Origin of the sequence: Arthrobacter sp. YA7-1 (assembly GCF_025960325.1) — a bacterium.
Lineage (GTDB): Bacteria > Actinomycetota > Actinomycetes > Actinomycetales > Micrococcaceae > Arthrobacter > Arthrobacter bambusae_A.
Genome location: NZ_CP110114.1, coordinates 544,614 through 557,724 on the forward strand (window position 1 = coordinate 544,614; position 13,111 = coordinate 557,724).

General features: G+C 65.0%; 14 protein-coding genes. 3 read left to right on the top strand and 11 right to left on the bottom strand.

Features of this window, described 5'->3' with window-relative positions; translation table 11 throughout:
- Positions 1 to 16 precede the first annotated feature (16 nt).
- The 3 genes from OIT41_RS02665 to tadA form a co-directional block, all read right to left on the bottom strand.
- Positions 17 to 292 (bottom strand): acylphosphatase, encoded by a 276-nt coding sequence (locus tag OIT41_RS02665; protein WP_078106609.1) that lies wholly within the window; start codon positions 290 to 292, stop codon positions 17 to 19.
- A complete protein-coding gene (locus OIT41_RS02670) occupies positions 289 to 675 on the bottom strand; it encodes a VOC family protein (RefSeq protein ID WP_241709669.1) in 387 nt (128 codons plus the stop codon). The genes OIT41_RS02665 and OIT41_RS02670 overlap by 4 nt, the downstream gene beginning before the upstream one ends.
- A gap of 82 nt (positions 676 to 757) precedes the next feature.
- The gene (gene tadA / locus OIT41_RS02675; RefSeq protein WP_241709670.1) at positions 758 to 1,267 is read right to left on the bottom strand and encodes a tRNA adenosine(34) deaminase TadA; all 510 of its coding nucleotides are present in this window, start codon (positions 1,265 to 1,267) and stop codon (positions 758 to 760) included.
- Positions 1,268 to 1,290: 23 nt separating this feature from the next.
- On the opposite strand from tadA, the gene upp reads away from it, so the two are divergent.
- The 3 genes from upp to OIT41_RS02690 all read left to right on the top strand — a co-directional run bounded on the left by upp (position 1,291) and on the right by OIT41_RS02690 (position 3,210).
- A complete protein-coding gene (upp, locus tag OIT41_RS02680) occupies positions 1,291 to 1,926 on the top strand; it encodes a uracil phosphoribosyltransferase (protein WP_241709671.1) in 636 nt (211 codons plus the stop codon).
- A 173-nt stretch (positions 1,927 to 2,099) separates the two neighbouring features.
- Positions 2,100 to 2,477 (top strand): VOC family protein, encoded by a 378-nt coding sequence (locus OIT41_RS02685; protein WP_078106607.1) that lies wholly within the window; start codon positions 2,100 to 2,102, stop codon positions 2,475 to 2,477.
- Between the two features lie 55 nt (positions 2,478 to 2,532).
- Complete coding sequence (locus OIT41_RS02690; RefSeq protein WP_241709672.1) at positions 2,533 to 3,210, top strand: HAD-IA family hydrolase; 678 nt, start codon at positions 2,533 to 2,535, stop codon at positions 3,208 to 3,210.
- On the opposite strand, the gene OIT41_RS02695 is transcribed toward OIT41_RS02690, so the two are convergent.
- The 8 genes from OIT41_RS02695 to OIT41_RS02730 form a co-directional block, all read right to left on the bottom strand.
- Positions 3,145 to 4,212: a LacI family DNA-binding transcriptional regulator gene (locus OIT41_RS02695; RefSeq protein WP_241709673.1), complete on the bottom strand. Its 1,068-nt coding sequence runs from the start codon at positions 4,210 to 4,212 to the stop codon at positions 3,145 to 3,147. The two genes, OIT41_RS02690 and OIT41_RS02695, sit on opposite strands and share 66 nt — an antisense overlap.
- Positions 4,209 to 5,486, bottom strand: a complete 1,278-nt coding sequence (locus OIT41_RS02700; RefSeq protein WP_241709674.1) for a neutral/alkaline non-lysosomal ceramidase N-terminal domain-containing protein — start codon at positions 5,484 to 5,486, stop codon at positions 4,209 to 4,211. Before OIT41_RS02700 ends, OIT41_RS02695 begins: the two co-directional genes overlap by 4 nt.
- Positions 5,483 to 6,646, bottom strand: coding sequence for an N-acetylglucosamine-6-phosphate deacetylase (locus tag OIT41_RS02705; RefSeq protein WP_241709675.1), 1,164 nt, complete (start codon positions 6,644 to 6,646; stop codon positions 5,483 to 5,485). The genes OIT41_RS02700 and OIT41_RS02705 overlap by 4 nt, the downstream gene beginning before the upstream one ends.
- Positions 6,643 to 7,407 carry a sugar isomerase domain-containing protein gene (locus OIT41_RS02710; RefSeq protein ID WP_241709676.1) on the bottom strand — a complete coding sequence of 255 codons (765 nt, stop codon included), beginning with the start codon at positions 7,405 to 7,407 and terminating at the stop codon, positions 6,643 to 6,645. The genes OIT41_RS02705 and OIT41_RS02710 overlap by 4 nt, the downstream gene beginning before the upstream one ends.
- Positions 7,404 to 8,153, bottom strand: coding sequence for a 6-phosphogluconolactonase (locus OIT41_RS02715; protein ID WP_241709677.1), 750 nt, complete (start codon positions 8,151 to 8,153; stop codon positions 7,404 to 7,406). Before OIT41_RS02715 ends, OIT41_RS02710 begins: the two co-directional genes overlap by 4 nt.
- Positions 8,150 to 9,415, bottom strand: coding sequence for an AGE family epimerase/isomerase (locus OIT41_RS02720; RefSeq protein ID WP_241709678.1), 1,266 nt, complete (start codon positions 9,413 to 9,415; stop codon positions 8,150 to 8,152). The genes OIT41_RS02715 and OIT41_RS02720 overlap by 4 nt, the downstream gene beginning before the upstream one ends.
- On the bottom strand, positions 9,412 to 10,944 hold the full coding sequence (locus OIT41_RS02725) for a sodium:solute symporter family protein (protein WP_241709679.1): 1,533 nt from the start codon (positions 10,942 to 10,944) through the stop codon (positions 9,412 to 9,414). Before OIT41_RS02725 ends, OIT41_RS02720 begins: the two co-directional genes overlap by 4 nt.
- Before the next feature lie 124 nt (positions 10,945 to 11,068).
- A complete protein-coding gene (locus OIT41_RS02730; protein ID WP_241709680.1) occupies positions 11,069 to 13,111 on the bottom strand; it encodes an ArnT family glycosyltransferase in 2,043 nt (680 codons plus the stop codon).

Sequence of the window (13,111 nt, forward strand, 5' to 3'; positions counted from 1 at the left end):
CTCGCTTTGGGTTGCGTCAGTCCACCCAGAATCCGGAGAACTCGCCGGTGGCTTGTGTGAACGCGGCATCCACGTGTTTCACGCGGCCGGGGGCTTCCCGGGACTGCAGCCATTCGAGCAGGGAATCGACTGCTTCGCGATCACCCTCAGCGATGACCTGCACCGAGCCGTCCAATTGGTTGGCCGCCTCTCCGGTCAGTCCGAGCGATCGGGCTTGGTGCATTGTTGAATAGCGGAAACCGACTCCCTGGACGCGGCCGGTCACCATCGCCGTGACGCGTACGTGGCTCATGCGGCACCCGATCCATACGGCCGCGTGATCGCCTCCAGGAAATGCCCGTCCGGATCGGCGAAGTAGACGCCGCGTCCGCCGTCGTTGTGGTTGATCTGTTGGGGGCGGGACCGTGCCGGGTCCGCCCAATAGGCGATTTCCTCAGCCTGGATCCGGGCGAAAATCCCGTCGAAGTCCTCCTCGCTGACCAGGAAGGCATAGTGCTGGGGCGAGATGGGCCGGCTGGCCGTGGCGAAATCGAGGGCGACCCCATGGTCAAAAGGCACGGTCACGAAGGACCACACGGCTTGCGGCTTCGGGAGTCCAAACACCTTGGCCAGGAACTCCGCCGAACGGCGTTTGTCCGTTGCGTAGACGATGGTGTGGTTGAAAGAGACGGTCATGAGGTCCTCCTCAGCTGTGCTTCCTGAGACCATCTGACGTCCAACACGCTATTGATTTCAAGAGCGATCCGGAGGGCAGCCGCTATTTCCGGTGGGTTGCGAAGAAATCGCGCAACAGGGCCGAGCATTCCTCTTCGCGCACGCCGGCGTATACCTCCACCCAATGGTTGAGGCGGCGTTCCCGCAAGATGTCGAACACGGATCCGGCGGCACCGGCCTTCTCATCCCAGGCACCGAAGACCACCCGCGGAATCCGGGCCAGCACAATGGCTCCGGCACACATGGCGCACGGCTCCAGCGTCACCACGAGGGTGCAGTCCTCGAGCCTCCAGCCGTCTCCGCCTTCGCCGAGCTCAAGTGCGTGGCGCTGCAGGGCGGCTGCCGCTTCGCGGATCGCGACGATCTCGGCGTGGGCCGTTGGGTCGCCGTGCGCTTCCCGTTCGTTCCGCCCGGCACCCAGTACGCCGCCGTCGGGCCCCAGGACGACGGCGCCGATCGGCACATCCTCGGTATCCAGCGCCCGCCGGGCTTCGTCAAGGGCCAGACCCATCCAGGCCGCGTGCTCCGCGTGATAAGGCTCGTTGGTGCTCATGCCTCAATGATAGTTTTGGAGTCATGCGCACACTCGTCGTGGACCACCCGCTGGTCGCTCACAAGCTCACCGTTCTGCGGGATAAGAACACTCCTTCCCCGGTCTTCCGGCAACTCACCGAAGAACTCGTCACTTTGCTGGCCTACGAGGCCACCCGCGAGGTCAGGACCGAAGCGGTAGAGATCGAAACCCCCGTCACCAAAGCGATCGGTACCGCCTTCACGAAGCCGACGCCGCTGGTGGTCCCCATCCTGCGCGCAGGCCTCGGCATGCTCGAGGGCATGACCAAGCTGGTCCCCACCGCTGAAGTCGGCTTCCTGGGCATGGCCCGCGACGAAGAGACCCTCGACATCATCACCTACGCCGAGCGACTCCCCGAAGACCTCACCGGCCGCCAGATCTTCGTCCTTGACCCGATGCTCGCCACCGGCGGCACACTGCGCGAAGCCATCAAGTTCCTCTTCAAGCGCGGCGCTTCGGACGTCACGTGCATCTGCCTGCTGGCCGCGCCGGAAGGCCTGGCCAAGCTCGAAGAAGAGCTTTCAGGGGCCAACGTCAAGATCGTCCTCGCCTCGATTGACGAGAGGCTCAACGATAAGGCCTACATCGTTCCAGGCCTGGGCGACGCAGGAGACCGACTGTACGGCGTTGCCGGCTAGCCCTAGGTCCGCGAATTCGTGGGTTTCGGCCGCTAGCAGCTAACCCGCCCGGCGTAGCCTCATCAACGCGGGGTCACTTACGGCCCAATTCGAGCAGCAACATGGGCCGTAAGTGACCCCGCGTTGTGCTCCGCCCCTACCGGTTTTCGGGCTCCGCCGATAGCCTTTGGCGCATGGACTGGAAACTTGAACTCGTGTTTGTCCCCGTGTCCGATGTGGACCGCGCCAAGGATTTCTACGTCAACAAAGTGGGCTTCAACGCCGACTACGACGAGCGGCCCATGGACGGCATCCGCTTCGTCCAACTGACTCCGCCCGGCTCGGCCTGCTCCATCTGCATCGGCGAGGGCCTCAACGACGCGCCTCCCGGCACCGCCCCCAGCCTGCAGATGGTGGTGGGAGACATCCAGGAGGCCCACAGCCAACTCAAGGCCAACGGCGTGGAAGTCAGCGACATCGACGTCCAGGATTGGGGTCACTTTGTGTACTTCGCCGATCCGGACGGCAATAAATGGGCCGTCCAATACATCCCGCACAGGCCCAACGGCTAGGACTCACGCCGTAAGAGTCGGGCCGCGGACGGGTTTCAGCAGGCAGGATGGAGGTATGAACCTGCCTGCTGAAGCCGTGAAAACCCTGACCGTCCGGGCCGTCCTCTTCGACATGGACGGCACCTTGGTGGACTCCACCGCGATCGTGGAGCAGGTGTGGAGCGAATTCGCGGGGCGGTACGGACTGGACATCGACGAGATCCTGCGGACGTCGCACGGGGTCCAGGCCAAGGACACGGTGCGCCGCTTCGCCCCGGCCGGAGCAGACATCGACGCTCTCGCGGAGGAACTCGGCCAGATGGAACGGACCCGGACCGACGGGATCGTGGCGTTGCCCGGTGCCGCGGAACTGCTGCGGTCCTTGCCTGCCGACGCCGTCGCCATGGTCACCTCGGCCGATCGGATCCTCGCCGGGGTGCGCATGAAAGCGGCCGGACTCGAGATGCCTGCGACCGCTGTCACCTCCGAGGCCGTGACCCGCGGCAAGCCCGATCCGGAAGGCTACCTCACGGCAGCCGCGTTGCTGGGTGCCGAGCCGGCCGACGTCGTCGTGTTCGAAGATGCGCCGGCGGGCATCGCCGCAGCCCGTGCGGCCGGCATGCGGACCGTGGTGGTGGGCGACGCCGGTGGCGAGGCGGCGGATGGACTGTGGCAGATCGCGGATTACTCAGCTGTCACTGCCGTGGCCAGCCTGGACGATTCGGGGCGATGGGCGATCGAGCTCCGGTTCTAGCGTCAGCGGGCTGGATGTAGGCCGGACCGCTCCCGTTGTTCCCCGGAGGACAAGGGTTCCTTCGAAGATGATCCTCGCTCCGGTCAGGCTGGTTGAGCCTGGATTCTCGGAGAGGGCAGCGACGGCGCGCCGGGCCGCGGCGCCGACATTGACCGCGATCGTGGAAAGGGCAGGAAAGGTCGTGGTCGCGAGGGTGTCGTCGCATCCGATGACGCTCAAGTCCTTCGGGACGTCCACGCCCGCGGCCGCGAATCCGCCCATCAGGCCGTGCGCGATGACGTCGTCGAAAGCGATGACTGCCGTGACTCCGGATGCTGCCACCGAATCGCTGAGCGCCTTCGCGGCTTCGTAGGTGCCCGGATCCGCACTGAAATGCGTGACCTCGAGGGCGTGGACCTTCGAGAAGTTGTCCACAGCCGAGCGGCGCTGCTTGTTTGCCCATGATTGCGGAGGACCGCCGACGTAGGCCACGCGGCGGTGGCCGAGCTCCGACAGGTGGGTCAGCGCGGAGCGGATGGCTGCCGCGGTGTCCAGCAGTACCCGGTAGGTCTCCGGAACATCGCGGTTGATGAAGGCCACCCTCTGGGAATCGGCGATTTGCCGGATGCGGGCCGAGGCGAGCCGGGATGAAACGACGATCAGCCCTTCAACCTGGGGAGCCATCCGTGAGATGAGACGGTCTTCCCGAAGGGGATCTTCATCAGTGTCCGCCAAGAACACGGAGAGTCCGAGATCGCTTGCGTAGTTTTGGGCCGCCCGGACCAGCGGAGGGAAGAACGGGTTGGCGATGTCCGGCACGATGAGTCCGATCGCCCCGGCACGTCCCGTCGAAAGGGCGCGCGCGTGATGGTTCGGTACATAGCCTGCGGCTTCCGCAGCTTTTTGTACCAGGGCCACGGTCTCCGGTTTGAGCAGGTTTGGCCGGGTAAAGGCCCTCGACACGGTTGAGGGGGCGATTCCGAGTTCGGCCGCCAATTGCGTGATGGTTGGACGGCCCGTCATTGGAGCTCACCCGTGAGTTCCAAAGCGGCCTGGACCAAGGCTTCGGCACTGCCAGGGGAAAAGGGGGCGGGCATGCCGTAATAGCGGTGTGCGTCCTCCACTTCGTATCCTCCGAAGTCATACTCGTCGGCGGTCGGAAAGTACCCCGGGCAGCCGTTGGTGTAGCCAGTGACCATGACGGGACCGTCCACCTCGGAGGCGATGGCGTCCGTTGTGGCCAGGAATGGTTCTCCCGGTAATCCTACGAGGGCCAGGCCTTGCCAGTTGAAGACGCTCACTGCTGCACGCCAGGACATGTCCTCTTCGGGCCTCCGGTCCATGGCCCACTGCCTCCACGCGTCGAGAAGGGATCGCCTGCCGGGATCCGCCGAGACCGCTTCGGCCTCCCACTGCCGGCTCAACTCCGCGGGGGAATCGGCGTCGCGCGAAGTCATTGTGAGGCTGATGGCCCTCCGGGCCACGGAGGTCTTCCTTGAATCGAAGACCGGCAATAGCGGGGTCTCCACTACGGATGCCGCCACATGTTCTCCGATCTTGCGCGCCTGCTCCATCGTCCTGCCGGCGGAGCCGGAAAGCGAGTACGACGCGTCGGCGCGATGGCCTGAATTGATGTCCCCGGCGGTCCCGGGCAGGAAAAGGGCCACTGAGCCCGGGGAACGTTCCTCTAGGACGTTCCTGGTGAACGCGGGATAATCGCCGCTGATGAGGCGGTTTTCCGGGCCTAGGACCACGGGGTGGCAGGGATAGAGCACGATCCAGGCAAGCACTTGTCCGGCTTCGTCGTTGAACGTGGCAACTTGGAGGGGTGGATCCACGGCGCGTTCGGGATGGCGTCGGTTCCTCGCAACATCCACTCCGCGCGATTCGCCGTAGTGCAGGGTCGCCGGCTGCTGGGAGTCCACGGCGGCCTCCGCGGCCTCGCGGCAAGCCAAGACGATTTCCTCCAGGAGGCCCGGGTCATGGCCCCCGAGCCGGCCCGGAATGACGCACGGACCTGCGTGGGTATGCGTTGCGGTGATCGCGACGCGATCCGGCACAAAGGGCAAACCGTGTGCGATGCGGGTGCATGTGTCCTCATGGAGGCCGCACACATCCACGGTGATCAAGCAGGTGTCTTCCACGGCCAACGCCCGGACGGTCAGGGGGTCGTGGACGCCGGTGCTCGGTTCCGTCCTCGCCGCGAAGCCGGCCATTGGCGTACCCGCGGGCGGCGAGATCCCGACGACGGCGGCGCCCACCCGCATGGTGGCCTGCCCGGCTTGGGTGGCACTCATTCCGGTCCGCCAGATACTTTCCGGCCGGACTGGAATACGGCGGTGATGGTTCCCGCTTCGGGTCCTTCTCCGGTGATCAGGACGAAATCCGCCGGGGAACCGACTCGAAGGTGGCCGAGCCCCGGACGGGTCCCCGGGATCACCCGGGCGGGAGTGGAAGTCACCATTTTGAGGGCTTCCGGAAGCTCCAGGCCGACGTTGCGGATCACGTTTTGGAAACCGTCCGGCAGGGTGGCGGCGGCCCCCGCGAGCAGATCCGTGCCCACGTGGGAGAGCCGGCCGCCCGGGGCAAGATCCACCAGGCCACCCACGGAAGTACGGTGCCGGCCAGGCTGGCTGCCGGCCAGCGCGGTGCTGTCCGAGACCAGATAGGCGCGTTCGGGGGTCTTTGCCCGGATCATGACTTTCAACGTGTCACTGGGCAAGTGATGCCCGTCCGCTATGAGTCCTGCCGTGAGGCGGTCGTCCGCCAGTTGAGTCCACAAGGCATTGGGGTGCCTGGGCAGGGTGGTGGCGATGCCATTGCCCAGATGGGTGGCCAGCCCGGCTCCCGCGTTGATGGCAGCCGTGATTTGTTCGGGGCTTGCGTGCGTGTGTCCGATGGCCACTTCGACGCCGAGTTCGCGGATTTGGGCGATCTGGGCCGGGGCGTCAGGGGTATGCGGCGAGACGGTGACGATGCCGACCATGCCGCTTGCGCGAAGCCAGCGCCGGACCTCCTGGACGTCCAAGGGGCGGACGAAATCGGCGTCGTGGACCCCCCTGGGACCGTCCTGGTCCGAGATGAACGGGCCCTCGACATGGATGCAGGGGATGGCTGCGCGGGTGGCTGGGTCAATGTCGCATGCCCGCTTGATCTGTTCGAGCGCGCCGGTGATTGCCTCTTCCGTGGCAGTCACAATGGTGGGCACCCACGTGGTGACGCCCAGCTTCGCCAGCTCTGTGCTCATGTCGATGATGGTTTGCGGCGTGACATCAGCGGCGTTGACATCCAGTCCGCCGTATCCGTTGACCTGGCCATCGATAAATCCAGGTGCGATGACGGGCAGCCCTTGGTCGGGGTCGATCTCCCGCACCGACAGGATGGTCGTGTCGTAGGCGATTTCGATGTTGATCCCCCGGTGGGGGTCTTTGCCCACAATCGTTTTGGGGTGTGTCACAGCTTGTGTACCCGTCCTTTGAAACGTGAAATGAACTGCTGATTGGCTGCGTCCCCGCCCGGCGCATTTCCCGATCTCCACAATGGCGGCTCAATCCCCATTTCGTTCAGCTTGCTGATGGTGGACATCATGAGCCAGTTCAGGGTGAAGGCGTTGGCGAACGTGGACACGGCGGCCGTTTTCTCCTTTGTCCCGGGGACCTTCATGACGGCGTCTCCGATGGGAACCTTCGTGTCGATGTGATGGTCGACGACGTCGTGCAGGTTCAGTTTTTGCGGATGCCTTGCAGGGTGGTCACCGGCTGTTTCCCCTGCATGCTCGCGCGAGGAAACGCCAATGGTCTTGACCGATAGTTCGCGTGCCGTCAGGGCCGCATCGATGAGTGCGCTGTTGATCCCGTACGCGTTGACCAGGATGAGGACGTCTCCTGGTCCAAGGCCCGCGTCCTGGATGACGATCCGGCCGTAACCCGGAGTCCGTTCCATGGCCATTGAGCGGAGGGCGCCGTTGGAGAGCAAGGTCCCTTCGTCCAAAATGGCGGAGACGTGCATCAATCCGCCTGCCCGGAAGAACACTTCCTGGCTTGCCAGGTTTGAATGACCGCCCGGTCCGTAGATGTGTACCAGTTCGTCCTCGGCCACCCGGGCCGCGAGAATGGCGGCGGCGATGTTGATGTTTTCGGCTTCTTCCCAGCGGATTCGCGCGAGGAGCTCGGTGATTTTCCCGAGGTAGTCCTCCGAGAGCTGTTCATTTGCGTTCATCGGGGATCCGATTCGGCGTCGAGGTAGATGGTGACGTTGGGGTGCGTGCGCAGCGCGGTACCGGGATGGTTTCCGCTGATCGGCTGGTTCAGGGTGTTCTGGACGGCCATCTTTTTGGCACTCCCGGGAACGGAAGCGATGATTTCTGAGGCGTGCAGCAAGCGCGGGATGGAGACGGTGATGGCGCGCTGCGGAACGTCGTCGAAACCAGGGAAATGCCCTTCGTCAACCTGTTGCTGGCGGCTTACCTGATCGAGGGTAATGACGCGTGCGGGCAGCGGGTCGGCAAGGTCGGCCGGGGGATCGTTGAAGGCAAGATGACCATTGACTCCCAGTCCCAGCAGGACCAGGTCGAAGGGGTCTTGGCCCATCAGCGTGCCGTAGCGTCCTGCCTCTTCTTCGGCGGGATTCTCCGGGTTGATGCGGTGAAAGGTAGTAGGCGGCAGCCGGCTGAAGAACGTGCGCTCCAGCCAGTTTCCGAAACCTTGGGGTGCGTCGGCCGGCAGGGCCAGGTAGTCGTCCATATGGAAACACGTCAGCCGGCTCCAATCGATCCCGGGCTCCTGGGCAAGCGCCAGAAGCGTTGCCTCCTGGCTGGGAGCTGCCGCCAGCATCAGCCGGACCTCATGCTGGTTCCGTAGCGCCCTGCGCAGGGTTTCCGCTGCGTGCGCGCCGGCGTGTTTCCCCAAGGCGGCCCGGTCGGGGTGTGCGGAAACGGCCGGGCTGTATGTGGTAAGTGCTGTCACGTGTGAGTCCTTCGGGTTTCTAATTCGGTGGTCAGGAGGAGTGATCGGGCTATATGGAAGGGGTCCTTGACGGGCAGTGCCACGACTTTGTCGAGGGGTTTCCCTTCGCGGTCGCGTATTTGCAGCCACTCCTGGCCGGAAGGGTCGGGAAATGTGTCGAGGGTGTAGGACCAGATCCGCTCATGCCAGTCCAGGAGCTCGGGACGCACGAAACGTTCTGCGAGCAGCCTGCTCGCGTAGAGGGCCTCAACCTGGACCCACCACAGCTTGGTGTCCCAGGTCTGGGTCACCAAGGTCTCGTAAGGGTCGTTGCCAAGGAGCCTGCCCCGCGGTTCTGTTCCTGTGCTGTCGACGTACCGGAAGATGCCGCCGTGCTGGTCATCCCAGCCGGCTTCCAGCGCCCGGACAGCGAGGTCCGGTAGCCAGTCCGGAATACGAGGTGCGAGGTCAGGCATGATCTCGACGGCTTCCATGACCATCCAGAGCATCTCCAGCAGGTGGCCGGGGGTTCGGTGGCGGGCCAGAAGGGTGTCGAGGTCATCGGCGCTGTCCGGCCGGTATTCCCACCAGGAGCCGGCCTTCCACATGCCTTCGGAGTTTGCGTCGCCGAGGAGCCGGGAAAGCGCGGCGCCGGCTGTTTGAGCGCTTTCGGCCGAGCCGCTGGCCAAATGCAGCTGGGCGCCCACATTCAGCAGCAGCATCAGCCCGGCCGCGTCCTTGAATCCGGCCCGGACGGGGTAAGGCTCGGACGGAGCGCTCCGGGCCTCGATCCTTTCTTCGGCGTGGGCGAGAAGTGCATGGGCTGAGTGCAGCCACTCTTCACGTTCGCGGGCCGCCGCTTGGGGGAGCCTGGCGGCACCCGCCAGGCCCAGGGCCGCAAAGAGGTCAGCCAGGACGCTGACGGCGATCTCCCCGTGCGGCCCGGACGGCAAGGGCTGCCCCGCAGCCGATGTGCGGTATGCGGTCACACCGCCGTCCAGGATGGCGTGTGCCTGGATGAACCTGGCCGTTTCAATCGACAAGGTGGCCCATAACCGGGGGTCTTCCCCGATGATTCCGGCCTCGCTGTCCAACGCAATCCTTGAACAGAGCCAAGCCCAGCGGCCTTGGGACCACGTATATTTTTCGTTCGAGAGCAATCGCCCCGAGTTGGAAAAGCACGTGAAAACTCCGCCGTCTTTCCTGTCGATTCCATTCTCGAGCCACCAAGGGAGGACGCCCTTGAGCAGCTGATCCCGTATTTCGGACGCCGTTGTGCTCATGCCACGGTGCTTTCAACGGGAAGCGAGGTGGCCGGCTCGAGGTCCCGGTCCAGGGACTCGACAAGGGCGTCGGATGCCTCATTGTGCCAGGGGCGCAACCAGCCGAAGACGCAATAGACGATAGCAGAGGCTACAACGGGGGCGGCCACGTTGATGGTCTGCGCACTTGCCGTGCCCAGGCTCGCGATGGGAGCAGCCAGGGCATACTTCGCGAGCGCGAAAACGATCAGACCGGTGGCCCACGAGAACAAGGCCGCCGAGGGGCCGCAACGACGGAACGGCCGCAACATCCCCAGCAACATGGGAACGGCGATTGGACCAACCAAGGCACCGAACCAGAGGATGATCAGGCCCAAAACACCCCCGAATGAATCCGCGCTCAGGGCAATGACCATCGACAATCCGATGAACAGGAACGTGGAAATCCGGCCTCCCAGCAGTTCCGCACGCGACGTCAGGGGCTGCCGTGAACCGCGCAGCGCGGGGATGATGTCGCGGATGACGACGGCGGAAATCGCGTTGGCGTCCGAAGAGGTCATGGCCATGGTATGGGAGAACATTCCGGCAACAACCAGGCCTACCAGGCCGGCAGGCAGCAGTTGCTGGGTGAGGAGCGCATAGGCCTGATCGGGGTGCGCCAGGTTGGGCAGGATCAGAGGCGCGGCCCACATGGGGAAGAAGAGCACCAATGGCCACACTAGATAGAGTGCGCCGGAAAGCAGGACTGATTTGCGGGCCGCTGAGCCGGAAGGGGCGGCAATGAAGCGCTGGGCCAGATTCCAGGTACCTCCGTTGTAGGAAATAGTGCTGATCAGGCAGTAAGCAAGGAAGAATCCGATGGTGTAGTCGCCGGCGAATGGCTGCGAATGGGAGGCCGGCAGACGGGACCAGATCCCGGCGATCGAGGAAACGCCCCCGAGCTTGGCCATGGCGAAGATGAGCATCGCGACGCCCGCTACGGACTGGATGATGAATTGGCCCACATCCGTCAAGGCGTCAGCCCACAAGCCACCAACGGTCGAGTAGATGAGCGTGACCCCGCCGACAATCAGGATGCCAACGGCAATCGGAACCCCGGCGAACACGTTCAGGAGGATTGCGCTGGCCGCCCACTTGGCCGCAACATCGAACACTTTCAGGGCGGCACCGGACCAGGCCAGTACTTGCTGCGCGGGCAGGTTGTAGCGCGTGGCCAGGTATTCGAGCGGGGAGATGATGCCCAGGCGCTGCCTTAGGCGCGGCCAGCGCGGGGCGAAAAAGACGGAGCCGATGATGCAGGCGATGGTGATGGTGAGCGCCCACCAGACATACAGTGCGAAGCCGGTGGTGTAGGCGATGGCGGCGTAGGCAACGAAGACGGCTGCCGAATAGCCGGACATGTGGTGGGAAATCCCTGCCAGCCACCACGGCATCTTCCCACCAGCTGTGAAGAAGTCCGCGGCGTTTTTCACTCGGCTCTTGGCCCACCAGCCGATCCCTATCATGACGACGAAGTAGGCCCCTAAAACGAGCCAGTCGGCGAAATACATACATCCTCCTTGATGCAACGAAAGCTTGGAAACGGGATCTGCAGTGGCGTCCACTTTTCTCTGCAAACGTTTGCAAAACAAGGGTCTTTTTGAAAGTTTTCCTGCGGGTGCTTCAGCTCAGGATTCAGCCCGCCAGCGGGTACACCGTGGTTCCGCCGATGGACTGTGCCTGGAAGTTCGCCGCCACCCATTGCGCGATCTGGGCAGGCGCTTCGGATCCGCTGCTGCCCTGCATGGTGCCGCCGGCGATGAAGTAGTGGATCTTGCCCTGTGCCACGAGCTGCTGGAACTGCTGGAGCGTGGGGGACGGGTCCGTGCCGTTGAAGCCGCCCACCGCCATGACGGGCAGTTCGGTGGCCAGCTGGTAGCCGGCGGCATTGTTGGAGCCAACCACGGCGGCCGCCCACGTGTAGTTCGAGGCGCCGGACTTCAGCGTGGCAACCATTTCCGACGACGGCGTGGTGGCGCCGAGCAGGCCGCCCATGCCGCCGCCCTGCCGGTTCCCTCCGAAGCCGCCGCCCTGGATGCCAGACGGCTGGAGGGCTTGCGGGGGAGTGTTCTGGGCTGCGTTGTTCTGGCCGGATTGCCCGAAACCGTTTTGCCCGAAGCCGCCCCGGCCTCCAAAGCCGCCGAAGCCACCGAACGTAGTCGCGGGCCCGGCGCTGGGGATGGCGCCGCTGTGCGTCACGGAGGCGGTGGAGATGGAGTACGCCAAAGGCCCGGCGAGGGAGGCCGCGAGGGCGAGCGCCGCCGTCGTGCGCTGAAGGATGCGGGAGGTGAAGCGTCCCGAAAGGACCAGCCCGGCTGCGGCTGCGAGGGCGCCGAACAGCACTGCCCAGCGCAGCAACGGACCATAGGCCGTGGTGCTGCCCAGGAGCTCGAAGGCCGTGAATCCCGCGGCGGCCACTGCGACTGCGAGCATGACCGAGGCGACAAGTTGCGCACGGTGCTGCCACAAAAGCGCGCCGCCCAGGCCTGCGAGCCCGGCGATTCCAGGGGCCAGCGCTACCGCGTAGTAGGGGTGGATGATGCCCGCCATGAAGCTGAATACCAGCCCGGTGACCAGCACCCACGAACCCCACACGATCACTGAGGCGCGCACGGCATCCGTGCGCGGGGCACGGCGGCCCAGCCACAGCAGGCCGGCCCCGAGGACCAGCACCGAGGGCAGCAACCACGCGATCTGGCCGCCGAACTCGCTGTTGAACATCCGGAACAGCCCGGGAACGCCCCAGCCGTTGCCGCCCCCGACGCTGCCTGTCTCCTGGCCGCTCAGCCTGCCGAAGCCGTTGTATCCGAGGGTCAGTTCCAGGATGGAGTTGTTCTGGGACCCGCCGATGAACGGCCGCATGTTCGCCGGAACGAGTTCGACGACTGCGAGCCACCAGCCGGCCGAGACCACCATGGCCGCTCCCGCGCCAAGGAGCCGAAGCAGGCGGCGGCCCACTCCACCCGGCGCGGCAACCACGTACGCCACGGCAAACCCGGGAACCACCAACAGGACCTGGAGCTGCTTTGTCAGGAAACCGAAGCCCAGGAGCACCCCGGCCAGCAGGAGCCAACGCAGTTTGTTGTCCTGGATGGACCGCAGCGTGGCGTAGCCGGCGGCCGTCATGAGCAGCACCAGCAGGGCGTCCGGGTTGTTGAACCGGAACATGAGGGTGGCAACCGGGGTGATGGCCATGACGACGGCGGCCAGCAGCCCGGCCCGGTGGGCGATCCGTGGATCGCCGGTGGCGGGGGCCGCAGCCCGCCGGACTGCGAGATACAGCAGCCATGCCGTGGCAACGCCCATGAGCGCCTCGGGAACCAGGATGCTCCAGGAGCTCAGTCCGAAGATCCGCACCGAGAGGTCCATGATCCACAGTGACGCCGGCGGCTTGTCCACGGTGATGGAGTTCGCGGCGTCGGACGATCCGAAGAACCACGCGGTCCAGTTCTGCGAACCGGCTTGGGCCGCTGCGGAGTAGAACGGATTGGCCCAGCCGGAAGCGCCGAGGTTCCAGAGATACAGGACCGCCGTTGCGAGGAGCACGATGCCGAGCTCCACTCGGTGCCGCAGGGCGTGGGGAACGGGCGGTTCCAGCGGTGTCGGCTCTACGGAACTCGACGGCGGAACCAGCTGGCCCGGCGTGGAACCTGTATCTGTGGAATAGGACGTGGTCAT

Bases quoted from the DNA above. Each gene is read 5' to 3' on its own strand.
- OIT41_RS02670 (WP_241709669.1), bottom strand. From the start codon at position 675: ATGACCGTCTCTTTCAACCACACCATCGTCTACGCAACGGACAAACGC.
- OIT41_RS02725 (WP_241709679.1), bottom strand. From the start codon at position 10,944: ATGTATTTCGCCGACTGGCTCGTTTTAGGGGCCTACTTCGTCGTCATG.
- OIT41_RS02690 (WP_241709672.1), top strand. From the start codon at position 2,533: ATGAACCTGCCTGCTGAAGCCGTGAAAACCCTGACCGTCCGGGCCGTC.
- OIT41_RS02685 (WP_078106607.1), top strand. From the start codon at position 2,100: ATGGACTGGAAACTTGAACTCGTGTTTGTCCCCGTGTCCGATGTGGAC.
- OIT41_RS02695 (WP_241709673.1), bottom strand. From the start codon at position 4,212: ATGACGGGCCGTCCAACCATCACGCAATTGGCGGCCGAACTCGGAATC.
- OIT41_RS02665 (WP_078106609.1), bottom strand. From the start codon at position 292: ATGAGCCACGTACGCGTCACGGCGATGGTGACCGGCCGCGTCCAGGGA.
- OIT41_RS02710 (WP_241709676.1), bottom strand. From the start codon at position 7,407: ATGAACGCAAATGAACAGCTCTCGGAGGACTACCTCGGGAAAATCACC.
- OIT41_RS02700 (WP_241709674.1), bottom strand. From the start codon at position 5,486: ATGAGTGCCACCCAAGCCGGGCAGGCCACCATGCGGGTGGGCGCCGCC.
- OIT41_RS02720 (WP_241709678.1), bottom strand. From the start codon at position 9,415: ATGAGCACAACGGCGTCCGAAATACGGGATCAGCTGCTCAAGGGCGTC.
- upp (WP_241709671.1), top strand. From the start codon at position 1,291: ATGCGCACACTCGTCGTGGACCACCCGCTGGTCGCTCACAAGCTCACC.
- OIT41_RS02730 (WP_241709680.1), bottom strand. From the start codon at position 13,111: ATGACCACGTCCTATTCCACAGATACAGGTTCCACGCCGGGCCAGCTG.
- tadA (WP_241709670.1), bottom strand. From the start codon at position 1,267: ATGAGCACCAACGAGCCTTATCACGCGGAGCACGCGGCCTGGATGGGT.